Genomic DNA, 24037 nt, shown 5'->3' with positions numbered 1-24037 from the left:
TTATTCCTCATCCTCCGCATCCAGGAGTTCCATGTTCAGGCCAAGGCCGCGGACTTCTTTGACGAGAACGTTAAAGCTCTCTGGCACACCGGCCTCAAAGTTGTCTTCACCCTTCACGATGCTCTCATAGACTTTCGTCCGCCCTGCAACATCATCCGACTTCACAGTCAGCATCTCTTGCAGAGTATAGGCCGCGCCATAAGCTTCGAGCGCCCAGACTTCCATCTCACCAAAGCGCTGGCCACCGAACTGGGCTTTACCACCCAGCGGTTGCTGCGTGACAAGGCTGTATGGGCCTGTCGAGCGCGCGTGGATTTTGTCATCCACAAGGTGGTGCAGCTTGAGCAGATACTTGATCCCGACAGTCACAGGGCGGGCAAACTGCTCGCCTGTACGGCCATCAAACAAGATCGACTGACCCGAGGTGTCAAAGCCTGCGCGTGTCAGCGCATCGTTTACATCGGCCTCTTTCGCACCGTCAAAAACAGGTGTCGCAATCGGCACACCGCGGGTTACGTTGCCCGCCGCTTCGATGAGTTGCGCTTCTTCCATCCCGACGATGCCTTCTTCGTACACATCGTCGCCGTAGGCGTGCTTCATGGCATCGCGCACAGGTGTCAGGTCGCCCGAGCGGCGGTATTCGCCGAGTGCGTCATCAATCTTGAGACCAAGACCGCGTGCCGCCCAACCCATGTGGGTTTCAAGGATCTGACCAACGTTCATACGCGAGGGAACACCAAGCGGGTTCAAACAGAAGTCAACCGGCGTACCATCGGCAAGGAACGGCATGTCTTCCATAGGCACAACCTTGGAAATAACACCTTTGTTCCCGTGACGGCCGGCCATTTTGTCCCCTGGCTGAAGCTTGCGCTTCACAGCAACGAAGACTTTAACCATCTTCATCACACCGGGTGGCAGGTCATCGCCGCGGCGTACTTTTTCGACCTTGTCTTCAAAGCGGGCATCAAGAGTGCGCTTCTGCGCCTCGTACTGCTCATGCAACGCTTCAACGATCTGGGCGTTCTGCTCGTCCTTCAGGGCGATCATCCACCATGCCGAGCGCGGGTAGGTTTCCAGCATCTCTGCATCGACCTTGGAACCGGCTTTCACGCCTTTGGGGCCTTTTGCCACTTCTTTGCCAAGCAGCATGTCACCCAAACGCGCGTAGATGTTGCGATCCAGGATCGCGAGCTCATCGTCACGGTCACGGGCCAGACGTTCGACTTCTTCACGCTCGATCTGAAGCGCACGTTCGTCTTTTTCCACACCGTGGCGGTTAAAGACGCGCACTTCCACAACCGTGCCAAAGTCACCCGGCTTTACGCGCAATGACGTGTCACGCACATCAGACGCTTTTTCACCGAAAATCGCGCGCAGAAGCTTTTCTTCCGGCGTCATCGGGCTTTCGCCCTTCGGTGTGATCTTGCCGACCAGAATATCACCCGGTTCAACATCCGCACCGATGTAAACAATGCCCGCCTCGTCGAGGTTGCGCAGTGCTTCTTCACCGACGTTCGGAATGTCGCGTGTGATTTCTTCCGGGCCGAGCTTCGTGTCACGCGCCGCAACTTCGAATTCCTCGATGTGGATCGACGTAAACACGTCGTCCTGAGAAATACGCTCGGAGATCAGGATACTATCTTCGTAGTTGTAACCGTTCCAAGGCATAAACGCGACGACCACGTTTTTACCAAGTGCGAGTTCGCCGATGTCCGTTGATGGACCATCCGCAATAATCTCGCCCTTCTGAACCGTGTCACCCACCTTCACCAAGGGGCGCTGGTTGATACATGTGTTCTGGTTGGAGCGCTGGAATTTGCGCATACGGTAGATATCAACGCCCGCGTCACCCAGCTCAAGGTCATGCGTGGCGCGAATAACGATACGCTGCGCATCCACTTGGTCGATGATGCCCGCACGCTTGGCCTGAATGGCAGCGCCCGAGTCAATCGCGACTTTGCCTTCAATGCCCGTCCCGATCAGCGGCGCTTCTGCTTGGAGCAAAGGCACAGCCTGACGTTGCATGTTCGAGCCCATAAGAGCGCGGTTGGCGTCATCGTTTTCAAGGAACGGAATGAGCGAGGCCGCAACAGACACCAGCTGCTTTGGCGACACGTCGATAAGGTCCACATGCTCGTTCGGCGCGAGGGTATATTCGCCCGACTGACGCGTGCTGACGAGGTCGTTTACGAACTTGCCGTTCTCATCAAGGCTTGCGTTGGCCTGAGCCACAACGTGGCGCATTTCTTCGGTGGCCGACATGTACTGAACATCGTCCGTCACCTTGCCTTCGACAACCTTGCGATACGGTGTTTCGATGAAGCCGTACTTGTTCACACGCGCAAATGTCGCGAGTGAGTTGATCAAGCCGATGTTCGGGCCTTCCGGCGTCTCGATCGGGCACATACGGCCGTAGTGTGTCGGGTGAACGTCGCGCACCTCAAAGCCCGCACGTTCGCGCGTCAGACCGCCTGGCCCAAGCGCTGAGAGGCGGCGCTTGTGCGTCACTTCCGAGAGCGGGTTGGTTTGGTCCATAAACTGTGAAAGCTGGCTTGAGCCGAAGAATTCACGCACAGCCGCAGCCGCTGGTTTCGCGTTGATCAGGTCTTGTGGCATGACAGTGTCGATCTCGACAGAAGACATACGCTCCTTGATCGCACGTTCCATACGCAGCAGGCCAACACGGTACTGGTTTTCCATCAGCTCGCCAACAGAGCGCACACGACGGTTGCCGAGGTGGTCGATGTCGTCGATGTCGCCTTTGCCGTCGCGCAGCATAACCAGCGCTTTGATGCAGGAAACGATATCTTCGCTGCGCAGCGTGCGCAGCGTGTCAGGCGCATCAAGGTCAAGACGCATGTTCATTTTCACACGGCCAACAGCCGAGAGGTCATAGCGCTCGCTATCAAAGAACAGCGTGTCAAACAGGTTTGACGCCGCTTCAACGGTGGGCGGCTCGCCCGGACGCATCACACGGTAGATATCCATGAGCGCGGTTTCGCGGTTCATGTTCTTGTCGTTTGACATGGTGTTGCGCATGTATGGGCCGACATTGATGTTGTCGATGTCGAGCACGGGGATCTCTGAGAAGCCCGCATCCATAAGCTCTTTCAACACGCCGCCGATGACGTCGCCATCTTTGTCACGCTCAAATGTCAGCTCGTCGCCAGCTTCCGCATAGATCGCGCCTGTTTCTTCGTTGATCAGGTCTTTGGCAACAAACTTGCCTTCGATCTGCTCGAACGGAACCAGAAGCTCGCTCACGTTGCCTTCGTCGATCAGCTGTTTCACGGCACGTGGCGTGATTTTCTTACCGGCTTCTGCAATCACTTCGCCAGTTTTTGCGTCGACAAGGTCAAAGGTCGGGCGTGTGCCGCGCACGCGCTCGGGGAAGAACTTGGTGACCCAGCCCTTTTTCTTCTTCAGCTTGTAAGTGACGGTATCATAATACGCGTCCATGATCGCTTCCTGATCAAGGCCAAGCGCATAAAGAAGCGTTGTGACAGGCAGTTTGCGGCGGCGGTCGATCCGCGCAAATACGATGTCTTTCGCATCAAATTCAAAGTCCAGCCACGAGCCGCGATATGGGATAATGCGGCAAGCAAACAGCAGCTTGCCCGAAGCATGCGTTTTGCCTTTGTCGTGGTCAAAGAAAACACCGGGTGAACGGTGCATCTGGGAAACGATCACGCGCTCGGTGCCGTTCACAACAAATGTGCCGTTTGGTGTCATCAAAGGCATATCGCCCATGAACACGTCTTGTTCTTTAATGTCTTTAACCGATTTGGCGCCCGTGTCCTCATCAACATCAAACACGATCAGACGCAGCTTCACCTTGAGAGGGGCTGCATATGTCATGTCACGCTGCTGACATTCTTCGACGTCATATTTTGGCTCTTCAAGCTCGTAGTCTACAAACTCGAGGATCGATGTCTCATGGAAGTCCTTGATCGGGAAAACCGACTGGAAGACACCCTTGATACCTTCGCCGTCAATCGGCTGAGGTGCATCACCTGAGTTGAGAAAAAGATCATAAGAAGACTTCTGAACCTCAATAAGGTTCGGCATCTCAAGAACTTCGCGGATTTTACCAAAGTATTTACGAAGACGTTTTTGGCCAAGGAAGGTTTGCGCCATGGTCGAGTTCACCTTTTCATTTCTCACCGAAAACAAGCACCGTCGGGTCCCGGTCTTGCTCCCATACGAGACAGCACGCTTCGGTCAATTCCCGGCTCCATTCCCATTGGAGCCTCCCGACCATGAACCGCGCCTAAGAAAACGCCTCCAATGAGGCCCTTGCTAAGACAGGTTCGGCTGGGCACGGATTTCTCCCCGCCCAGCCTGATTTTCCACAAGGCCTTAGCCCTGCTTCAAAGCCGATTACTTCAGTTCGACTTCTGCGCCAGCTGCTTCCAGCTTCGCTTTGATGTCTTCTGCTTCTGCTTTGTCTACGCCTTCTTTGACAGCTTTGCCGCCAGCTTCGACGAGGTCTTTGGCTTCTTTCAGACCGAGGCCTGTGATGCCGCGAACTTCTTTGATCACGTTGATCTTTGAAGCGCCTGCAGAGACGAGAATTACGTTGAATTCTGTTTGCTCTTCTTCGGAAGCGCCGCCCGCATCAGCAGGGCCCGCCATCATGACTGCGCCACCGGCTGCAGGCTCGATGCCGTATTCGTCTTTAAGGATCGTTTTCAGTTCTTGTGCTTCCAAAAGCGTCAGCGCGACGATTTCTTCTGCGAGTTTTTTCAGATCAGCCATTTTACTTGCTTTCCGTTTCTAAAATTTGTGTTCCAACGATGAGGTCTTGCCCCACGCCAGCCGATTGGTTGCTTACGCCGCCTTCTCTTCGATAGTCGAAAGGATGGATGCGATATTTGAAGCAGGTGCGCCAATTGCACCGGCGATGTTGCTTGCAGGTGCACCGATCATGCCCGCGATCGTAGCAAGAAGCTCGTCACGTGAAGGCAGTTTCGACACAGCTGTAACACCAGCACGGTCCAGGATATCACCGCCCATGGCCCCACCAAGGATCTGGAATTTATCATTCCCCTTGGCGAAATCTTCGGCAACCTTGGCCGCAGCCACAGGATCCTCAGAAAAGGTCAGAACGGTCATGCCTGTCAGGAGCTCACCCATCTCAGAGATGGCTGTTCCTTCCAGAGCGATTTTGGCGAGCCTGTTCTTGGCGACACGTACGGCCCCACCTGCTTCGCTTGCGCGAGCACGTAGATCCTGCATCTCAGCAACTGTAAGGCCGGTGTAGTGGGCTACCACGACAACGCCAGAGCTTTCAAAGATCTGGCCGAGTTCGTCGACCACTTTCTCTTTCTGGGCTCTATCCACAGTTTCACTCCAAATTTGGGGGTTACCCCCCGGCTCAGTTTTGCCAGCCTTTTAACAGGCCAGCACTCATGTCCGACTTACGGGGCAGAGCCAAAATCACCCGAGGAACAAACCCCAGCTAATCTTAGGTTTCCCGTCTCAGGCAGGGCATTAAGATAAGCCAAAGCGCCTATCACCCACCGTCTTGGACGAATGCAAAACAGCGCACGACGAATCGCACGCTGATCTACACCCGTTCACCTAATGCGGTTGAGGCCAGATGCCAACCCGAAAATCACAGCACACGCCCGCAAAGAAACAGATGCCGCACCTTAAACAGCCCAAATGCACCCTCAACAAACGCTGAGGGTGCAAGGCGTGCTAGAAGAAAAACACTTTAGCCTGCGCTAAACGGTAGCGACGAATGGTGCAGAATAAACTTGAGGCTTTCGTCATCCTGCCGTTCGACTCCGAAGGTATACTCCACCTTCACTTCGCTGCCGTCCAGTTTCGTGAAGTAGTAGTTGCCCATCGCCAGCGCGACATCGCCTGAAATGATCGTGCCTTCGTTTTCCCAACGGACATTGGTGTAGGGCGCAATCGCAAAGCCGCCATCCTCTGCAATGCTTCCCCCCACAAAGTATGACAAGGCTTCCTCAAAAGTGCCCCGGAACTGATCTTCGCTGGCAAGCGTAGGTTTGAACAGAACCGTAGCATCGCTCTCATAGGCATAAAACGTCTCAATATGCTCACGCGCCGCCGCCGTATAGTCTCCACCGGCTGTGTGCACCGCACCAATTTCAACGATGCCTTCGCCCCATGCGGTCTTGAATGCGGTAACCTCGCTGGACGTAAGTGAAGTGTTGTCAGAAGCCACAGCCACGCTAGCGGCCAGCACAAGCGCCGTTGCTGCAAAGATAGTCTTTTTCATAAGTGTCTCCATTCACTGTTTACTGCGTACAAACAGCAATATGTGGTGTAAAAGACCATAACTCCAATTGATTAATCCTACAGAGTTGATAGCTTTAAGGCATGAGTAAAGATGCACCAATCCGACCAAGCTTTCGCCAGCTTCAGTATTTTGTTGCCGTCGCCGATCACGGCACATTTGGCGGCGCGGCGCGGGCTCTTGCGGTCAGCCAGCCGAGCTTATCAAAACTTTTGGCAGCAATGGAGCTTGAACTCGGCGTGACCGTTTTTGAGCGCAGCTCGCGCGCCCTCAAACTCACCAGCGCGGGTGAGCAACTTTTGCCACGCGCCCGCTACATCCTCCAGGAAGTCCGCGAATTCCGTGCTGTCGCGCGTGGCGCGCATGGGCTTTTCGGAGACAAACTCACGATCGGCGTCCTACCCTCGATCGGCGCTTATTTTATGCCACTCGCCAACCGCAGCTTGCACTTCCTGTATCCAAAACTGCGGCTGGCGATACAGGAGGGGTCAACCGTTCAACTCCTGGAGATGCTCAAAAACGGGCGGCTGGATGCGGTCGTCGGAACACCCACCAACGATCCCGACATCGAGAGCCAAGTCCTCTTTGCAGAAACCCTGTATGCTTGCGCAGCGCCAGATGATCCTCTCAGCGCAGAGCTTGGCCCCGTTCAACTGAGCGCGCTGTCTGACAAGCCACTCCTATCACTCAGCTCCGATTTTCGCCTCACAGCAATTGTTGAAAGGCTCGCAGAAGAAGCAGGCACATACGTCAGCCGCGAATATCAGGGAGCAAGCCTGGATGCCGTTCGTCAAATGGCCGTGATGGGGGCCGGTGTCGCCATCTTGCCCTCGCTATACGCCTTTGCCGAAGCGGTCCGCGATCCTGAATTTGTTGTGCGCCGGATCGAGCACCCGAATGCCTTTCATGAAATCGCCCTTCACTGGCGCCGCTCCTCCCCCTTGAAAACAGACTGCCTGGAACTGGCCAAACACCTGATCGACGTCAAAAAAGAAATCAGGGCAAAACGCACAACAGCGTTCCAATAACAAAAAAAGAGCGCCCCTTGCGGAGCGCTCTTTCAAGTCTTGTGCCGCAGCGCCTTACTCGGCGACAGCGTTGTCCACATTGACGCTCACGCCCGGGCCCATTGTCGAGCTCAGCGAGATCTTTTTCAGATACGCGCCTTTGCTGCCTGACGGACGGGCCTTTGAAACGGCGTTCACAAAGGCGCGCACGTTTTCAACAAGCTTGGCGTCGTCAAAAGACACTTTGCCGATACCAGCGTGGATCACACCGGCTTTTTCAACCTTGAACTGGACTTCGCCGCCTTTGGCCGCTTTCACAGCTGCAGCAACATCCATTGTCACGGTGCCAACTTTAGGGTTTGGCATCAGGTTGCGCGGGCCAAGGACTTTGCCCAAGCGGCCAACGATTGGCATCATGTCAGGTGTCGCGATGCAGCGATCAAAGTCGATCTTGCCGCCCTGAACGATCTCCATGAGATCTTCCGCACCAACAACATCCGCACCAGCGGCTGTGGCTTCGTCGGCTTTCGGGCCGCGTGCAAAAACAGCAACGCGAACGTCTTTGCCTGTGCCGTTTGGCAGGCCGACAACGCCGCGAACCATTTGGTCTGCGTGGCGTGGGTCAACACCGAGGTTCATTGCGATTTCGAGTGTTTCGTCAAACTTCGCGTTCGAGTTTGCCTTGATCAGGTTTACCGCGTCTTCAACAGACAGGTTTTCCTTACCGACAAAAGCTTCGCGCGCTGCGATTGTGCGTTTTCCAAGTTTGCCCATCTTACTTCACCTCGATGCCCATAGAACGTGCTGAACCCATGATGATTTTCATCGCAGATTCGACGTCGTTTGCGTTCAGGTCTTTCCACTTTGCTTCTGCGATTTCGCGCAGCTGCTTTGGAGAAACCGAGCCAACAGTCTCACGGCCTGGAAGCTTCGCGCCCGAGTTCAGGCCCGCCGCTTTGCGCAGGTAGTAAGACGCAGGTGGCGTCTTGATGTCCATGGTGAAGGACTTGTCTTGGTAATACGTGATCACGGTGGGGCAAGGCGCACCTGGCTCCATATCCTGTGTCTTGGCGTTGAACGCCTTACAGAATTCCATGATGTTGATCCCGCGCTGACCCAGCGCCGGCCCGACGGGCGGGCTTGGGTTTGCTTGTCCTGCGGGCACTTGCAGCTTCATTTTGCCTGCGAGCTTCTTGGCCATTGGCCTTCTCCTTTTCCAACCCCCTCCAGACGCGTCTGTCAGGGACAATGTTGTGTGGTTCGGTTTGGCGGCCGCGGCCGCCGTGCCTCCCACGCTCATACATCAGGTCACCCTGATGATCTCGTCGCGGTTACCCTTGTTTGGAAACCTGCGTAAACTCCAGCTCTACAGGCGTCTCGCGCCCGAAGATCGAAACCATAACCTTGAGGCGCTGGTTGTCGTCGTCAACTTCTTCGACCATGCCGTCAAAGTCTTCAAACGGCCCGTCGTTGACCTTGACCTTCTCACCGATGTCAAAGCTGAACATAATCTTGGGCGCGTCTTCGCCTTCTTGTACACGGTTGAGGATCTGGTTCACCTCGGCATCGCGCATCGGCATCGGGCGGCCTTGCGGGCCCAAAAAGCCGGTGACGCGGTTGATCGAGCTGATCAGGTGAAACCCGCGGTCGCTCATCTCCATGTGCACAAGCACATAGCCCGGCATAAAGCGGCGCTCGGCAGTCACTTTCTTGCCACGGCGCACTTCAATCACTTCTTCCGTCGGAACCAGCACTTCGTCGATCTGGTCGTCAAGCCCCTGCTCTGCAGCCAGCTGCCTGATCTGCTCTGCAATCTTCTTCTCGAAGTTGCTGAGGACGCTTACCGAATACCAACGTTTCGCCATAGTGCTATGCCCGTTCCTTACTGTGCCCGCCTTAGCAGGCCAATTCCGCTCTCCCGACAGCAAAAATCGGCGAGCAACTCGAATCGTCGCTCACCATGTCGGGATTTGAAGCGGGGTTACATCGCTCCGACCCAAGTTTCAAGCCCCGAGCACGAACTCCTGCCCCAAAACAAAACAGCCCCGCAGATTGCGGGGCCACCTCAGAAACTGTCAGCTTGTTTTAGCCAAAGACGTTGAGCACAGCCTGCAAGCCGTTGCGGATCAACACGTCGACCAATGCAAAAAACATTGCCGTGAGCGTCGCCATGATAAACACCATCACGGTCGTCAACAGCACTTCGCGGCGCGTCGGCCACACAATCTTGGAGACTTCTGCGCGGGTCTGTTGAATAAACTGAAGCGGGTTGGTGCGGGCCATGTCGGTCTCGTCTTTCTATCTAACTTGGGTTCACTTACGCATATGCCCCCCCAATTTCAAGGGACATTCGCGCCTATTCGGCAGGCGGGCGGCTTCGCCCGAGGCGCGCAAAGGGGTCTTCTTCGCTCAATGAGCGGTTTTGCTGCGCCATATCCCGCGCCGAACGGCCCAGATCAGGCGTGTAAATGCCATCTGCCACCCGCGCAGGCATGCGCGCCAAAATCCCGTCAAGCCTGTCTGCCGCGTTCTGCAACCGCGTCACAATCTTTGCAGCCCGTTTGGGGCGGCGCTGCTGATAATACTCCCAAGCTGCAGCGCCCAGCTCACTCACGCGTGCCGACCCCAGCAACAAAAAGACAATCAGCCCCAGCCAGACAGCCATGAACAAAAGCAAAGGAATGAGCCAAGGTCTGAACAAGACCACGAGCCCAACCGCCACCAGCGCCGCAAGCTTGCCATAGCGGGCCATATCCTTGCGGTTCAAGTTCATACGGGGCGCTCCACTTTGCTCTTTTACAGGTTTGGCCGCGGGCTTAACTGCGGGCTTGCGCCCCAAGCGCGGCAGCTTCAGCCCAAACCGCCGTGGCCTCAAATCCTCAAGTTCGGCCACCTCAGGCGCGGCCAGGGGGCGGCCGCCCCGCCCCTGTGGCTTGCCAAGCAACGTCACACGGCGCGGCGCAACGCGCGGCGCCACAGGCACATCGCCCGCGTCGTGTCCTGCCGTTGCCTGCCGGTCCACATGCGCCTCGGCATGGCGCGCCTCGGTTCCCACCAACAGCCGCACAATATCGAGAGTCGCATCTTCAGCAGCAGTCTCTGGCGCGCTGTTGACCTCCCCGGAGGCCTTGCCGAGTGCCATTTCCCTGCATCCACCTTACTCATCCACACTTTCGCTAGCGCAGGATGCAGGCTCCATCAGGGCCAAATTGTGTCAATCTCGCGAAATACACGTTGCAAGAGAGTGCGCCCTTCGCGCCTTGCTGCTGCACAAAACAGGGACCAGACATCGCCGCTGATACGCCGCCTAGCGCTGGCCGCGCCGGTCTTTGGGCGGCGTTTTGCCTGCATGGCGCGGCTCCACAGCCGCAGGAATAGCCCCTGTCGCCCCGGTCTTTGCCTCCCGCATCTGGGGGGAGAAAAACGAATGCTGCGCGCGCCCCGCATTCTTGGAAGCATAGAGCGCCAGATCGGCATCGGCCAGCATCACGGCCGCCTCGGGCGCGTCATAGCTCTGCGACAATACCGTGCCGCAGCTTGCCGAAATCTGGCACAGATGCTCGCCAAACGGCATCGGCACTTCCAGCTTTTCGATGATCCTCTCAGCCACACGGCTGAGTGCGGCGCGCTCGGTCAGCCCGTCAAAAAGGATTACAAACTCGTCTCCGCCCACCCGCGCAACCGTGTCGTCATCGCGGGTCTCTTCCACCATGATACGCGCGACATTCTGCAACACATGGTCGCCCGCCGCATGGCCCAGCGTGTCATTGACCGCCTTGAAGAAATCCAGATCAATCTGCATCAGCGCAAAGTCACTGCCCCGCCCGATCAGCCGCGCCAGAACATGATCCATCGCGCGGCGGTTCTTCAGGCCTGTGAGCGTGTCGGTATAGGCCTGCTCTTCTGCGGCAATCATCGCACCCTGCAACCGCAAGTTCAGCTTGCGCGAAGCCTCCATCGCGGCAGATTTCGCCTCGACAAGATAGAGCATCTCGATCGCCAGATCAGTCGCGGCAAAATCAGAGCTGACCAAAGCATAGTCGCGCACCGCATCCAGCAGCGAGATCCCGAAGCCGATGTTGAGCACCGCGCCGCGCCCGTCACTCAGCGGGGCCAGAACCCCCTTAAGCCCCGTCTCAGGCGCGCCACGCAGGCGCAGATGAAGCTTCACCCCCGCGCTCTTGAGCAGCTCGTCCATCGTCGTCACCCGCCGTGGGCGGCGCAGCTCGAACACCTCAAGAAAGCGCGCGCCCTGCATGGGCAGATCGGCACGCAGCTTTTGCAGCGTGGCTCCGACGTGTACAATATGCCCTGTCTCATCAAGGATCACATGCATGGGGCACAGCGTCTCCATGAGATCGGCCAGATCAGCGGCCTTGCGCAGGCCTGTGTCCATGGGTTGCATGTCATTCATCCGGCCCGCGCCCCCAAGTCAAAGCCGCGCCCCTCGGCATACGCCGCCTCGATCAGCTGGATATCGATGCGCTCGCGCTCTGGCGTATCCTGAACATACTCCAGAAACACCAGCGCGCCGTAGTCATCCGCCATCGCGCGCAAAACCCCCATCAGCACCGCGCCAAAGCCCTGCACCTTGGTCTGCACCGTCAGGCTAAAGCGCTCGGGCGAATGTTCGCTCAGCTCGAGCCGGGGCAAGACAAGGTCTTCCACAGCCAGCCGCGCACGGTCGGGCAGGTCATCAAGCGAGTGCAGGAACTCCACAAAATCAACACCCCCGAAGCGCAAAAGCCTGCGCACGGCCTCGGTGTTGGCATGGCTGACCAGATAGGTGCCGATATCCTCCAAAAGCGCGTCTTGCGGCAGCTCCAGCCGCACAGCCGCCGCGCCCAGCAACCGCCGCGTCAAAGCCGGGTCATAGCTCAGCATCGCCTCAAAGTCGTCAAAGCCAAGCTCCGCCGCCTCGGCGATCTCGCTCCAAAGCGCTGGCCCGCGCGTGTCGCGCACGAAACATTGGATCGTTCTGTTTATCAGCCCGTGCATCTGCCTCACATTCCTTCTTTTCAGCAGGATGCACGGCCAAAGTTAACACAGACTCAACATTCTCAATTGTAAGGAATAATCACCTGATCCCCAACCTGAAGATAGCTGCGCACCATCGGCTTCAGCTCAAACGCGCCCGCCAGAATACGCGCAAGCATCGCGTCACTTGGCGCACGCTCTGCGCCCTCGGCGTCATAGGCGCGCGCTGCACGCAGATAGACACTGCCCCCGTTCTGGCGCTCAAGGCTCATCACCCGCTCGCGCGTCACAAAGAGCGCATCCTTGCCAAACAGAGGGTCGGCCCCCTGCCCCAGCAGCACAATCGCGCAGGCCTGCGGCTCAGCCTCAGGGCACTGGCGCTCGATACGCTGCAAAACACTGCGGTTCATCGCGTCCAGAAGCGGCGCAAGGTCGCTGCCCGCGGGCCACACCACCACGCGCGCGCCCAAGGCAAGGCGCAGCTCCGCATCGCTTGGCCCCGCCTCCTCGCGGGCAAACCGCCAGCGCGATGTGGCCTCGCGGGCCTCGGCAATCCGTGCCACCAGCGGCGCATCGCCTGCCGCCTCAAGCCGTTCAAGCCCCGCGCGCCCTGCAACACCCCAGTCATGGGCCATCTCGTACAGCGGCAGCGCCTCGGGCGCAGCGCGGCCCGCCTCATAGCGCGCAACCTGGCTGCCAGTGGCAATGCCTTCCGCAGTCATCAGCGGCGTCAGCCAAAGCGCAGCCCCCGCACCAACCGCCAGCGCCATGTAAAGGTTGCTCTGCCTGAGCCGCGCCTGCCAGCCTGCGCGCCGCAGCACAGCCCAAAGGTAGCTCACAACATAGCCCACCAAAAACAGCGCGATATAGGCGGCGATCACCCGTGAGGGCGTCCAGCCATAGGCGGCCACGCGCAGCCAGATCGCATAGATCGCGAGCCCCACAAGCACAGGCACCAAAAGCGCCATGGCCTGCGCCGCAAAGGTCATCAGCTTCACCTGCGCCGCGCTCTCGTCATCGCGGTCAATCGCTGTGGTGATCAGCGTGATCCCTGCAAAAGCTACCGCCATCAACACACCCGCCGTCGAGAGCTTGCCAAACAGATCAGACAGCCCGCGAAACGGCAGAGCGCCGATGAAGACGATCACAACCACAAGCACCAGCGGCAACAGCATCCGCAGCAAACGATGCACCAAAACAGGCGAAACATAGTCGCGCAGCTCGTGCACAGTGGCCACCCCAAGGCCAAACACCGCCCCCAGCAAAGCGTAGCGCAGCCAGTCAACCTCCAGCAAATCCCCGATCAGCGTGATGCCGACCAGCTTCAAAAGCTCGTCAGACAAGAGCAGCACCAAAAAGATCAGCCCCGCAAAAAGCCAGCCCGCCACATAGCGGATGAAAATGCCCCAAGCGCTGTCAAACAGCCGCGCATAATGGCGCCAGCCCTGCTTTTCCTCAAGCGCAGCAGCGGCAAACGGCGCGCCAATCAGCACAAGCACAAACAGCGCCATCAAAGGGTGCGCCGCATCATAAAACCCGTCAACGCTGTCAAAGCGCAGCGCCGCCAAAAACGCGAGAGCGCCCGCCAAAACGCCCAGCGCAAGCGAGGGCAAAACAGCCCGCAAGGGCCGCTCGGGGCCAACAAGCGCCATCAAAACCGAGAAGAAGACACTCGCCGCAACAGTCAGCGCCAGAAGCAAAAATCCGTCACCGATCATATGCGGCAGGGTCTCAAACAGCCCCCAGAGGCAATACCCCGCAACCGCACCAATCGCCGCCAGCTCAAACCTGTCTTTCATAACCCGTCTCCTTCACGCCAAGTCTAGGCCCATCCTCACAGGCATAAAAGGCAATTTCTGTGCAAGCCTTGCGGTGCTTTCGCGCAGGGAGGCCAAACGTGCCGCTTTCCGATTGCACCTTGCCGCCACGCGCCCCATGTTTGCACCAAAGCCGTCCCAATGAGAAAGACCCACCCATGAAACTCCTGCGCATCACGGCTTTTGCCGAAGCTGTTACCCTTATCTTGCTCGTTTGCGTGGCCGTGCCGCTCAAGTATATGTTGGGCATGCCTGCGGTCGTCTCCGCTATCGGCCCCGTTCACGGCGTCGCGTTTCTCGGCTTTCTCGTGGTTATCATGTATGCCTTGGGCGAAGGCCTCATCAGCCGCTGGGGCGCGCTACGCCTTTTCCTCGGCTCTCTGATCCCCTTTGGCGGCTTCCTCAACGAACGCTGGCTGGCCCGCCAAGCAGCAGAGACGCCACAGTAACCAGCCATAGCCCCGTAGGGTGGGTGGCACCCCACCCTCCCCAGACCAAAGGCCGCCCTGCGGAGCGGAGCTGCCTTTTGCCTATGGGAACGTCTGGTGGCGTAGTCGATTAGAAATCGGTTGGATTTGTGTTGTAGCAGTGCGAGTCTGAGCGTTACAAGAGAATGTGTATCGAAAGGGCTTTGCGTTGGCTGAATTTGTTATTCTTGGAACCAGCGATTTTTTTACTAGTTTTCTGATTGCTGCGGGACTTTTTGTTGTTGCGCTTCTCCTAATTGAGTCTGTGTCAGGACGCCCGAAGCCTCTAAATAGGTTTGGCTTTGGTGTTGTTTATCTTCTTTCCACCCTGGCTTTGAACGTAGTACCGTCGCTATTCGTGTCGGTAGCAGCAGAAGATGCAGATACAGCTGCTATCGTTTTTCTGGCAGTGACGGCAATTTTTATGGCGCTCCTGGCTTATGCGGCACGGCGACGTGCTTTTGATGCCTATGGAGATACGGGCAACGCTTTCATGGCTGCGATCCCAATCGTTTGCCTCGTATTGATATTCAAAAAACCCGAAGACCGAACGCGTATTCACCAGAGGACGAAGGTAGCGCTCACGGGGAGAGTTTTAGCATTCACGGTTGCTGCTTTTGCGCTTGTTGTTGTTGGATCGTTTTTCAGAATAGTCTTGGACAGCACGAACCGAAATGCCTTCGTGAATGTCGCAAATTTACCCATTGGCCGCGCGGTTCGGATTCAGGCTGCTATCTTGAACGCAAATGCGCCGCAGCCTGTAGGTAGTGAAACCACTCTTATGACTGCGACGGCAAATGGCAATACACTGTTGTTAAACTACTACCTCACGGGGAGTTCTGCCGATCTAAGTACGGAAGTGTTCGAACCTTTGATGAGTCCGATTATGCAACGAAATGTTTGCTCTGATCCTCTCTTTCGAGACTTGGCAGATCGAGGCGCAAAAATTGTTTTTGAATACACAGCGTTGTCGCAAAATCAGACTTCGCAGAGCCATCGATTAGAAACAGCGGCCACTGATTGCCAATAGGAAAACGGCTGAGCCCCGCGAAGACACGGGACTCTTAACAGCCGTTCGCCGCAACAGGTCATGAATGGCCACATTGGGCGCACAGCCCTCCTTGCTGCAGGCCGTGCAAATGTCCTGCCTGCACCGATGCGCCCCTGCGAACGCCCCGTTTCCTTAATCGGTGTTAACACCTTGTCCCATCAGGCGGTGCACGGGGGGTGCACGCTTTGTGCACGCATATCACCCCCCTGTTTCGGGCGCTGTCTCGGGCGTTAACCCTTCAAAACGGCGGCGACACCAAAGCAAAACACGGGCGTGATATCCTCACACCCGTGCTTTCTAGTCTTTTGAAAAATATGAGCTTTTACCTCAATAGTCGGTCGGCGCGCCGCCTTCTTCCTTGCGGCGGGCCACAAAGGCGGCCAGCTCCTCGCGGATCGCCTCATCCATCGGGGGGGCCTCAAAGCTCTCGACAATACGTTTGTAGAGGTGGTGCGCACGCTCAGGCGTCCAGACCGCTCCCGCCGCATCCCAGGCTTCAAAATTGCGCCAGTCGCTCAGGAAGGGCTGGTAGAAGGCCGTTTCATAGCGGTCTTGGGTGTGCTGCAAACCAAAGAAATGCCCCTGCCCGCCCACTTCGGCTATCGCCTCAAGGGCGATGTCATCCGGCGTTGTCGCAAAGGTCTGAGGCTCCATATACCGCTGAATTTGCTGCAAAATTTCACAATCCATGATGAACTTTTCAGGGCTGGCGATCAGCCCGCCCTCAAGCCAGCCTGCCGCGTGGTAGACCATATTTGTCCCCGATTGCACCGCCGCCCAGAGGCTGTTGGAGGTCTCCCACGTGGCCTGCCCGTCAGGCACATTGGCCGCGCAAACGCCCGATGAGCGCATCGGCAAACCGTAAAAGCGCGCCAGCTGCCCTGTCATCTGCGTGGCGCGCATATACTCGGGCGTGCCAAAGGCGGGTGCGCCTGATTTCATGTCCACATTGGAGGTAAATGTCCCGATCGCACAAGACGCTCCGGGCCTGATATACTGGGCCAAAGCCACCGCAATCAGCCCCTCGGCAAGGCTCTGCGCCACCGCGCCCGACATGGTCACAGGGGCCATTGCGCCAGCCAGGGTAAAGGGCGTCACAACCAGCCCCTGATTGCGCCGCGCAAGGCGCATCCAGCCATCCAGCATAGGCTCGTCATGCTTGAGCGGTGAGGTCGAGTTGATGTTGGTATACATCCGCGGCTTGGCCTCAAACTCCTCGTCTGTCAGCCCCCCCGCAATGCGCACCATTTCCATCGCATCTTCCACGCGCTCTTTGCCCAGCGAGTAGGTGTGCACAACCTTGTCTGTGAGCGTCAGCTTGTCATAGAGCACGTCAAGGTGGCGGATACTGGCGTGAATATCCTGTGGCTCAACAGGGTAGCCGCCGCAGAAGTGAATGCAGTTAAAGTACTGGCTAAGCTTGATAAAATCGGCACACATCTCGCGCGTGCCTGTCATCTTGCGCCCCGTTTCCATCGTCCAGTAGGAGGGCGGCGAAGAGACGTTGCCAAAGACGATATGCCCATCGCCAATCACGATTTCGCGCTCTTCATTGCGCGGCGTGATGGTGAAAGAGCTCGGCGCTTTCGCGATCATCTCCATCAACCAGTCGCGCCCCACGCGCACGTTTTCGCCGGTGATGGTCGCACCAGCCTCGCGGAAAATCTCCAGCGCTTCCGCATTCAGAATCTCGATCCCGACCTCTTCCAGAATGCGCATCGCGCCTTCATGGATCGCCTGCACACCGTCTTCGTTCAGGGGCTCGGTCGGCCTGTCGATATTCTTGGGAATCCGCCATGGCATCTGCTCAATCACAGCCGCTCCGCGCCGCTCGGCAGCCCCTGCTCGTCCGCCACCGCGCCCCTTACGTCCTGACCGTGCCATCTCTGTCTCCTGTTTTCTGTCAGGCTGATCAAACAGCTGAGCACCGCCCGCCGCCTGCCCGTGAGCGACGGAACCTGTCGGATTCAGAACATGAAGCGCCGTTAAAAAAGCGAACCTTGGTCTGCTGGCTTTGCAGCAGCCCCCGCCCGCTTGGGCTTGCCGTTCAGGCTCATGCGGCCATCGGCAAATTCCACCTCAAGCGTGGTCGCCTTTTGGGCAGCAGATTTTGTGGTCACGACACCGTTTTCATCACGCACCACAGCATAGCCGCGCTCAAGCGTCGCCTTGTAACTCAAGGTTTCGCGCAACCGGTCTGTGGCTTCGAGCCGCTCGGACAGCGCCCTGATCTGGCGCGTGCCGGTGTCTGCCATCCGCTCCGAAAGCCGCGCAAGATCGACCCGCTTACGCGCCACATCGCGCCCAAGCGCATCGGCGTTCAGCCGTGCCGAAACGCTCTCAAGGTGGCGCGCCCGTTCCTCGAGCCCGCGCAACTTCAGCCGTGCGACAAGCCCGCCCAAACGCTGCGCCTCACTGCGCACAGAACGGTTCAGAAGCGAAGGGCGCAGGCTTCCCGAGGCATCAGACAGCGCCACGCGGCGCAGCTGCACACCCCGCACAAGCGCAGCAGGCAACCTGTCACTGGTGCGATCAAGGCGCTGGCGCGGGGCCTCCAAAAGGCTTTCTATCCGTGGCATCGCGCGCGCAAGATCGCGCAACCGCTGCCCACGCTGGCGCACCCCGCCAGACAGCGCATGGCTCATCCGCGCGCCCTGTTCGTTGACCCAAGCCAGAAGCTCAAGGCGCACAGGCACAGCCAGCTCTGCAGCCGCCGTCGGCGTCGGAGCCCGCCTGTCAGACACAAAGTCAATCAGCGTCGTGTCTGTCTCATGGCCCACGGCCGAAACCAGCGGAATTTGCGAGGCCGCAACGGCCCGCGCCACCACCTCTTCGTTAAAACCCCAAAGGTCTTCAACAGAGCCACCGCCCCGCGCCACGATGATCAGATCAGGTCGCGGCAAAGCCCCTCCGGGCGTGAGGGCGTTAAAGCCCGCAATGGCGCGCGCCACTTCGGGGGCGCACTTCTCACCCTGCACAGCAACAGGCCAAACCAGAACCTTGCGCGGGAACCTGTCGCGCAAGCGGTGCAAAATATCGCGAATAACAGCGCCCGAGGGCGACGTTACAACGCCAATCACCTCAGGCAAATAAGGCAAGGGGCGCTTGCGCTCCGGCGCAAACAAACCTTCTGCCGCCAGCATCTGCTTGCGCTTTTCGAGCATCGCCATAAGCGCGCCAACGCCAGCGGGCCTGATCTCTTCAATGATGATCTGGTAACGCGACTGGCCTGCAAACGTTGTCATGCGCCCCACGGCGATCACTTCCATACCCTCTTCAGGCTGAACCTGAAGGCGCGTGGCCACGCCTTTCCAGATGATCCCGTTGATGACAGATTTGTCGTCTTTCAGATCAAGATAAAGATGCCCCGAGCGGGGGCGGCTAACACGGCCCACCTCACCGCGAATCCGCACATGGCTAAATTCACCCTCAATCACCCGCTTGATGGCGTTTGAAATCTCCGAAACCGAGAATTCGGGCGCATTACCCACTTCTGTTCCGTCATCAATCAGGTCCGACATCTTGCCTCGCTTGTATCTCTTTGCACACCAGCTTAGAACGCTCGCCAACGAAGGCCAAGCAGGAGTTGCCAGATGAACATCCTTATTCTTGGAAGTGGCGGGCGCGAACACGCTCTTGCCTGGGCCACGGCGCAAAACCCCAAGTGTGACAAACTCTTTGTCGCCCCCGGAAACGCTGGGATCGCCACGCTCGCGACCTGCGTCGACCTTGATGTCAATTCTGGTGAAGCGGTTGTTGCCTTTGCCCGCACCGAGCAGATCGACTTTGTCATCATCGGGCCGGAAGCCCCCTTGGCGGCAGGCGTCTCAGATGCGCTGCGCGCCGCGGGCTTGCTGACCTTCGGGCCAAGCCAGGCAGCGGCCCAGCTTGAGGCCTCAAAGGCCTTCACCAAAGAGATTTGCGACGCCTCGGGCGCGCCAACAGCAGCCTATGCCCATTTCACCGAACACGCCCCCGCGCGCGCCTATGTCGAGGCCCAAGGTGCCCCCATCGTCATCAAGGCTGACGGGCTGGCTGCGGGCAAAGGTGTGGTTGTGGCCATGACTCTGGAGGAAGCCCTCGCAGCCGTTGACGATATGTTCGGCGGCAGCCTCGGCGCGGCGGGTGCCGAGGTGGTTGTGGAAGAATTCATGGAGGGCGAAGAGGCGAGCTTCTTTGTGCTCTGTGATGGCGAAGAGGCGCTGCCGCTCGGGACAGCCCAAGACCACAAACGCGTGGGGGAAGGCGACACCGGCCCCAACACCGGCGGCATGGGCGCCTATTCGCCTGCACCTGTGATGAGCGATGATATTGTCGCCAAAACCATGGACGAAATCGTGCGCCCCACCCTGCGCGAAATGGCCCGCCGTGGCACGCCCTACCAAGGGGTTCTTTTTGTCGGGTTGATGATCAAAGACGGCCAGCCGCGCCTTGTGGAATATAACGCCCGCTTTGGCGACCCCGAGTGTCAGGTGCTGATGATGCGCCTTGGCGCACAGGCCTTTGACCACATCCAGGCCGCGGCAGAAAGCCGCCTGGCAGACGCCAGGGTGCATTGGGCTGACGACCATGCGCTGACGGTTGTGATGGCCGCGAAGGGCTACCCTGCGGCCTATGAAAAAGGCACCGTGATCAAGGGGCTGGAGGCGTTGCCACAAAGCAGCACACAAATGGTCTTTCATGCAGGAACCGCGCTCAAAGGCGACGAGATCACCGCAGTTGGCGGACGGGTTCTGGCTGTAACGGCCCGCGCCGAAACCCTGAAGGACGCGCACAGGCTGGCCTATGAGATGACCCGCCAGATCACTTGGGAGGACGGGTTTTACCGCTCGGACATCGGCTGGCGCGCTTTGGACTGATATCGGATTGCGCTTTGCGCAATCCGACCAAATGAGGGGGACCAGTCCCCCTCAAACTCCCCCAGGGATATTTGGGGCAAAAAGAAAGCAGCAAGAGATCACAGACGCTTAAGCTGTGGCCAGCATCCCGCGGTCTTTGGCAAGGTCGCGCATGCGCTTCTGAAGTTTTTCAAAGGCACGCACTTCGATCTGGCGAATACGCTCACGGCTCACGTCATACTGGCTGGAGAGATCTTCAAGTGTAATCGTCTCTTCGCTCAGGCGACGCTGGGTGAGAATATCTTTCTCCCGCTCGTTGAGGACATCCATCGCCTCGGCCAGAAGCTCGCGCCGCGCAGTCAGCTCGTCGCGCTCTTCATAGTCTGTCGCTTGGTCAGCGTCTTCATCCTCGAGCCAATCCTGCCATTGCATGGTACCCTCGCCCTCAGAGCCAACCGTGGCGTTGAGAGACGCATCCCCCCCTGACAAACGGCGGTTCATCGAGATCACTTCTTTTTCGGTCACGCCAAGGTCGGTTGCAATCCGGGTGACGTTTTCGGGGCGCATGTCGCCCTCTTCCAGTGCACCGATGCGCGCCTTGGCTTTGCGCAGATTGAAAAAGAGCTTCTTTTGCGCTGAGGTTGTGCCCAGTTTCACAAGGCTCCAGGAGCGCAGGATGTATTCCTGAATGCTCGCGCGGATCCACCACATGGCGTAGGTTGCCAGACGGAAGCCTTTTTCAGGATCAAACCGCTTCACCGCTTGCATCAGGCCCACGTTGGCTTCTGAAATCACCTCGGCTTGCGGCAGGCCGTAGCCACGGTAGCCCATTGCTATCTTGGCCGCGAGGCGCAAATGCGAGGTCACCATACGGTGGGCCGCTTCGGTGTCTTCCTGCTCAACCCAGCGTTTGGCGAGCATATATTCTTCTTCAGGCTCCAGCAGAGGAAACTTGCGGATCTCTTGCATATAGCGGTTGAGACCGCCCTCTGGTGTTGGTGCTGGCAGGTTCTTGTAATTGCTCATCGTCTGTCCCCTCCCTTTAATGTAATAGGGCTTAACATCTATGTGGGTGCAGTCCGTCATCTTTTCAATGCCAACCGCGCTTGACCCCAACCTAAGCGTCACTCATCAAGTTACTACTTATGTTACGCAGGTTCACGCAATTGGGATCAATATGACAGGGGCGCAAAAACGGCTTATGTGCCGCCCGACAGTGTTTTGGCCAGATACGCCATATCTTCGGGCAGCTCGGCCTCAAAGCGCATCATTTCGCCACTGACAGGATGCTCAAACCCGAGGCTTGCAGCGTGAAGCGCCTGCCGCTTGAACCCCTTCACAGCAGAAATAGCGCCTGCGCCAAAGGCCTTTTCGCTCAGCTTGCGCTTGCCGCCATAAACAGGGTCGCCCACGAGCCCGTGGCCCGCATGTGCCATGTGCACGCGGATCTGGTGGGTGCGACCTGTTTCAAGCCAGCAATCCACCAGCGCCAAACTCTCAGGCGTGCCGTAGCTTTCGACCACATACGCCCGCGTCACAGCATGACGACCGCCCGTAAAAAAGACGGCCTGCCGCTGGCGGTCGTGCTTGTGGCGGGCAAGCTGTGTCGAAATCTTCATAACACCGCCCTGCTCAAAGCTCACGCCGCGCGTGCCGCGCAAACGTGGATCGGAGGCATCGGGCACCCCATAGACAATTGCGCGGTAGTGGCGCTCAACCGTGTGTTTCTCAAACTGGGCCGCAAGCCCGTGGTGGGCCGCGTCGGACTTGGCCACCACCAAAAGCCCGCTCGTGTCTTTGTCGATGCGGTGCACAATCCCGGGGCGCGCAACACCGCCCACACCTGAAAGCGACTCACCGCAGTGGTGCATGAGCGCGTTCACAAGCGTGCCATCAGGCGTGCCGGGTGCAGGGTGTACAACCATCCCCGCAGGTTTGTTGATGACGATCAGCGCCTCGTCTTCATAGACAACCTCAAGCGCAATCTCTTGCGGCAGAATATGGCTCTCCTGGGCCGCCACCAGCGCAATCTCGACCAGATCACCCTCGGCCACCTTGGCCTTGGGGTTTTCGGCCACAGCGCCGTTCACACGCACAGCGCCTTGCTCCATCAGCTTGGCAAGGCGGGTACGGCTAAGGTTGGCTTCCACTGGAACATCGCGCGAAAGCGCCTTATCAAGGCGGGCAGGCGGATCTTCAGAGATCCAGAATTGAAGCGAGGCGTCTGCCATGAGTGATATCCCCGAAGGTCTTGAGCAAGTTGAAGTTGACCCAAGCCTCGTGCGCTACCTGAAAATTCTGGTAACCGCCCTCGCGGGGGTAATGATTGTCGGGTTTGTAACCTTGATTTCCCTGCTTGTCATCCGCTTGCAGGCGGATCTTCCGCCTTTGCCCGAGCGCATCACATTGCCTCAAGGCACCAAGGCCCAAGCCTATACCCAAGGCGAAAACTGGTACGCTGTGGTGACAGAGGACAACCGCATCCTGATCTTTGCGCGCGACGGCACAACGCTGCTGCAAGAGGTCACTGTTTCTGCGGGGGAGTAGTGGTACCGCCTCCCCGGCTCGAACGGGGGACCCCTGGTTCCACAAACCAGTGCTCTAACCAACTGAGCTAAGGCGGCATTGAGGGCGATTTAGCGCCCCTCGCTTTCGAATGCAAGAGGCTTAAAGCTCAATTTTCCAGCTTTGTTCAATCAGATCCACTTCACAGCTGCGCACAGGCCTGAAAGACACGCGCCCGCAGCCAGCCTGCACACCGCTTGCATCGCAAAGCAAAACTCGCTAGCTCGAATACGCAATCAAGGAGAGCCGATATGGGTATCAACACCGAACGCGACATCGAAGCAAACATGCAGATCGGCCCGACAGATCAGGGCATGGTGCGTATTTTTGTTGAAGCTGGCGGCGTCGAAATTCCGATGGATTTCACGGCCGAAGAAGCCGAAGAGATTGCGGAAGAAATTCTCACCGCTGCAAAATCTGTTCGCGGCTAAAGCTCAGAGCCTCGGGTCGCGCAAGCGCTGGTGGCGCAGCGCGACATCGCGGGCAAACTTAAGTGTGATCTTCTTGCGCCGCGCGGGGGCAAGCTTGCTCTCAGGCCCCATACGCACCACCTCGGCACCATAGGCATCAGCCATGATAAGCCCCGTCTCGTCAGGCAAAAGCTCGAGCGGAAATTGATCATCGACCGCCCAGAAAAACCGGTCACACCACTCCAGATAGCCCTGCCACTTGTGATCGGCCATAAAGTCTTCGCGGCTCGATTTGCACTCAATCACCCAGATTTCGCCCTTTGGGCCAAGCGCCATCACATCCACGCGCTTGCCGCGCTCGGGCACGAACTCTTCCAGAGATGTGAAATTATGGCTCAACAAATGGCGGCTCACACCGCGCGCCAAGAGCTGGCCAGCTTGCATCAGAGGGAGGGCTTCATCCATAGCCTCAAAACTGAACAAAAAGCGAACGCGCTTCAAGCCCGAAATGACACAAACACCCACTTGCGCAAAGACCTGGCAAGCCCTACGTAGGGTGAGACGGCTTCTGCCCTTCTCGTTTTACGGTTGCATTCCGGTGGCCTTAAGCAATTCCGAGGGAGTTGGCTCTGTC

General features: G+C 58.0%; 23 protein-coding genes and 1 tRNA gene. 6 read left to right on the top strand and 18 right to left on the bottom strand.

The genetic code is table 11. The features are described 5' to 3' along the window. From rpoB to ACTG3X_RS03735, 4 genes are all read right to left on the bottom strand, one after another. A complete protein-coding gene (gene rpoB / locus ACTG3X_RS03750; protein ID WP_439109895.1) occupies positions 1–4137 on the bottom strand; it encodes a DNA-directed RNA polymerase subunit beta in 4137 nt (1378 codons plus the stop codon). Between the two features lie 243 nt (positions 4138–4380). After that, positions 4381–4758: a 50S ribosomal protein L7/L12 gene (gene rplL, locus ACTG3X_RS03745; RefSeq protein ID WP_439109894.1), complete on the bottom strand. Its 378-nt coding sequence runs from the start codon at positions 4756–4758 to the stop codon at positions 4381–4383. 72 nt (positions 4759–4830) lie between these two features. Beyond that, positions 4831–5343 (bottom strand): 50S ribosomal protein L10, encoded by a 513-nt coding sequence (gene rplJ, locus ACTG3X_RS03740; protein WP_439109893.1) that lies wholly within the window; start codon positions 5341–5343, stop codon positions 4831–4833. 376 nt (positions 5344–5719) lie between these two features. After that, complete coding sequence (locus ACTG3X_RS03735) at positions 5720–6253, bottom strand: phosphoribosyl-AMP cyclohydrolase (RefSeq protein WP_439109892.1); 534 nt, start codon at positions 6251–6253, stop codon at positions 5720–5722. 101 nt (positions 6254–6354) lie between these two features. On the opposite strand from ACTG3X_RS03735, the gene ACTG3X_RS03730 reads away from it, so the two are divergent. Then, on the top strand, positions 6355–7299 hold the full coding sequence (locus ACTG3X_RS03730) for a LysR family transcriptional regulator (protein ID WP_439109891.1): 945 nt from the start codon (positions 6355–6357) through the stop codon (positions 7297–7299). 54 nt (positions 7300–7353) lie between these two features. On the opposite strand, the gene rplA is transcribed toward ACTG3X_RS03730, so the two are convergent. From rplA to ACTG3X_RS03690, 8 genes are all read right to left on the bottom strand, one after another. Next, positions 7354–8052, bottom strand: a complete 699-nt coding sequence (gene rplA, locus ACTG3X_RS03725; RefSeq protein WP_439109890.1) for a 50S ribosomal protein L1 — start codon at positions 8050–8052, stop codon at positions 7354–7356. 1 nt (position 8053) lies between these two features. After that, a complete protein-coding gene (gene rplK, locus ACTG3X_RS03720) occupies positions 8054–8479 on the bottom strand; it encodes a 50S ribosomal protein L11 (RefSeq protein ID WP_439109889.1) in 426 nt (141 codons plus the stop codon). Between the two features lie 130 nt (positions 8480–8609). Then, positions 8610–9143 (bottom strand): transcription termination/antitermination protein NusG, encoded by a 534-nt coding sequence (gene nusG, locus ACTG3X_RS03715; RefSeq protein ID WP_439109888.1) that lies wholly within the window; start codon positions 9141–9143, stop codon positions 8610–8612. 220 nt (positions 9144–9363) lie between these two features. Beyond that, the gene (gene secE, locus ACTG3X_RS03710) at positions 9364–9561 is read right to left on the bottom strand and encodes a preprotein translocase subunit SecE (RefSeq protein ID WP_439109887.1); all 198 of its coding nucleotides are present in this window, start codon (positions 9559–9561) and stop codon (positions 9364–9366) included. A gap of 73 nt (positions 9562–9634) precedes the next feature. Continuing rightward, on the bottom strand, positions 9635–10420 hold the full coding sequence (locus ACTG3X_RS03705; RefSeq protein ID WP_439109886.1) for a hypothetical protein: 786 nt from the start codon (positions 10418–10420) through the stop codon (positions 9635–9637). Between the two features lie 165 nt (positions 10421–10585). Beyond that, positions 10586–11692 (bottom strand): diguanylate cyclase domain-containing protein, encoded by a 1107-nt coding sequence (locus ACTG3X_RS03700; protein ID WP_439109885.1) that lies wholly within the window; start codon positions 11690–11692, stop codon positions 10586–10588. Next, complete coding sequence (locus ACTG3X_RS03695) at positions 11689–12276, bottom strand: heme NO-binding domain-containing protein (protein WP_439109884.1); 588 nt, start codon at positions 12274–12276, stop codon at positions 11689–11691. The genes ACTG3X_RS03700 and ACTG3X_RS03695 overlap by 4 nt, the downstream gene beginning before the upstream one ends. A gap of 62 nt (positions 12277–12338) precedes the next feature. After that, the gene (locus ACTG3X_RS03690; protein WP_439109883.1) at positions 12339–14054 is read right to left on the bottom strand and encodes a DUF4153 domain-containing protein; all 1716 of its coding nucleotides are present in this window, start codon (positions 14052–14054) and stop codon (positions 12339–12341) included. Between the two features lie 176 nt (positions 14055–14230). Here ACTG3X_RS03690 and ACTG3X_RS03685 point away from each other — a divergent pair, with 176 nt between their 5' ends. Together ACTG3X_RS03685 and ACTG3X_RS03680 are read left to right on the top strand one after the other, a co-directional pair. Then, positions 14231–14521 carry a DUF3817 domain-containing protein gene (locus tag ACTG3X_RS03685; protein ID WP_439109882.1) on the top strand — a complete coding sequence of 97 codons (291 nt, stop codon included), beginning with the start codon at positions 14231–14233 and terminating at the stop codon, positions 14519–14521. Positions 14522–14708: 187 nt separating this feature from the next. Further along, the gene (locus ACTG3X_RS03680) at positions 14709–15569 is read left to right on the top strand and encodes a hypothetical protein (RefSeq protein WP_439109881.1); all 861 of its coding nucleotides are present in this window, start codon (positions 14709–14711) and stop codon (positions 15567–15569) included. Between the two features lie 348 nt (positions 15570–15917). On the opposite strand, the gene ACTG3X_RS03675 is transcribed toward ACTG3X_RS03680, so the two are convergent. Continuing rightward, complete coding sequence (locus tag ACTG3X_RS03675; RefSeq protein ID WP_439109880.1) at positions 15918–17474, bottom strand: trimethylamine methyltransferase family protein; 1557 nt, start codon at positions 17472–17474, stop codon at positions 15918–15920. A gap of 101 nt (positions 17475–17575) precedes the next feature. Beyond that, entirely contained in the window at positions 17576–19111 is a 1536-nt protein-coding gene (xseA, locus tag ACTG3X_RS03670; protein ID WP_439109879.1) for an exodeoxyribonuclease VII large subunit, read from the bottom strand. Positions 19112–19183: 72 nt separating this feature from the next. On the opposite strand from xseA, the gene purD reads away from it, so the two are divergent. Then, positions 19184–20449, top strand: a complete 1266-nt coding sequence (gene purD / locus ACTG3X_RS03665; RefSeq protein WP_439109878.1) for a phosphoribosylamine--glycine ligase — start codon at positions 19184–19186, stop codon at positions 20447–20449. A 108-nt stretch (positions 20450–20557) separates the two neighbouring features. On the opposite strand, the gene rpoH is transcribed toward purD, so the two are convergent. Both rpoH and ACTG3X_RS03655 read right to left on the bottom strand, forming a co-directional pair. Next, on the bottom strand, positions 20558–21454 hold the full coding sequence (rpoH, locus tag ACTG3X_RS03660) for an RNA polymerase sigma factor RpoH (RefSeq protein WP_439109877.1): 897 nt from the start codon (positions 21452–21454) through the stop codon (positions 20558–20560). A 173-nt stretch (positions 21455–21627) separates the two neighbouring features. Next, positions 21628–22659: an RluA family pseudouridine synthase gene (locus tag ACTG3X_RS03655; protein ID WP_439109876.1), complete on the bottom strand. Its 1032-nt coding sequence runs from the start codon at positions 22657–22659 to the stop codon at positions 21628–21630. Here ACTG3X_RS03655 and ACTG3X_RS03650 point away from each other — a divergent pair. After that, positions 22658–22975 carry a DUF6476 family protein gene (locus tag ACTG3X_RS03650; protein ID WP_439109875.1) on the top strand — a complete coding sequence of 106 codons (318 nt, stop codon included), beginning with the start codon at positions 22658–22660 and terminating at the stop codon, positions 22973–22975. The two genes, ACTG3X_RS03655 and ACTG3X_RS03650, sit on opposite strands and share 2 nt — an antisense overlap. On the opposite strand, the gene ACTG3X_RS03645 is transcribed toward ACTG3X_RS03650, so the two are convergent. Then, positions 22976–23052: transfer RNA gene (locus ACTG3X_RS03645), tRNA-His, on the bottom strand. A 192-nt stretch (positions 23053–23244) separates the two neighbouring features. Here ACTG3X_RS03645 and ACTG3X_RS03640 point away from each other — a divergent pair. Then, entirely contained in the window at positions 23245–23424 is a 180-nt protein-coding gene (locus tag ACTG3X_RS03640; RefSeq protein WP_439109874.1) for a DUF6324 family protein, read from the top strand. A gap of 3 nt (positions 23425–23427) precedes the next feature. Here the strand turns inward: ACTG3X_RS03640 and ACTG3X_RS03635 are convergent, their stop codons facing one another. Further along, positions 23428–23868: an MmcB family DNA repair protein gene (locus ACTG3X_RS03635; protein WP_439109906.1), complete on the bottom strand. Its 441-nt coding sequence runs from the start codon at positions 23866–23868 to the stop codon at positions 23428–23430. Positions 23869–24037: the final 169 nt, after the last annotated feature.

Source organism: Lentibacter sp. (genome assembly GCF_965658795.1).
Lineage (GTDB): Bacteria > Pseudomonadota > Alphaproteobacteria > Rhodobacterales > Rhodobacteraceae > Lentibacter.
The sequence above is the reverse complement of the archived record's forward strand: the minus strand, read 5'-3'. Positions and strand labels throughout refer to the sequence as shown.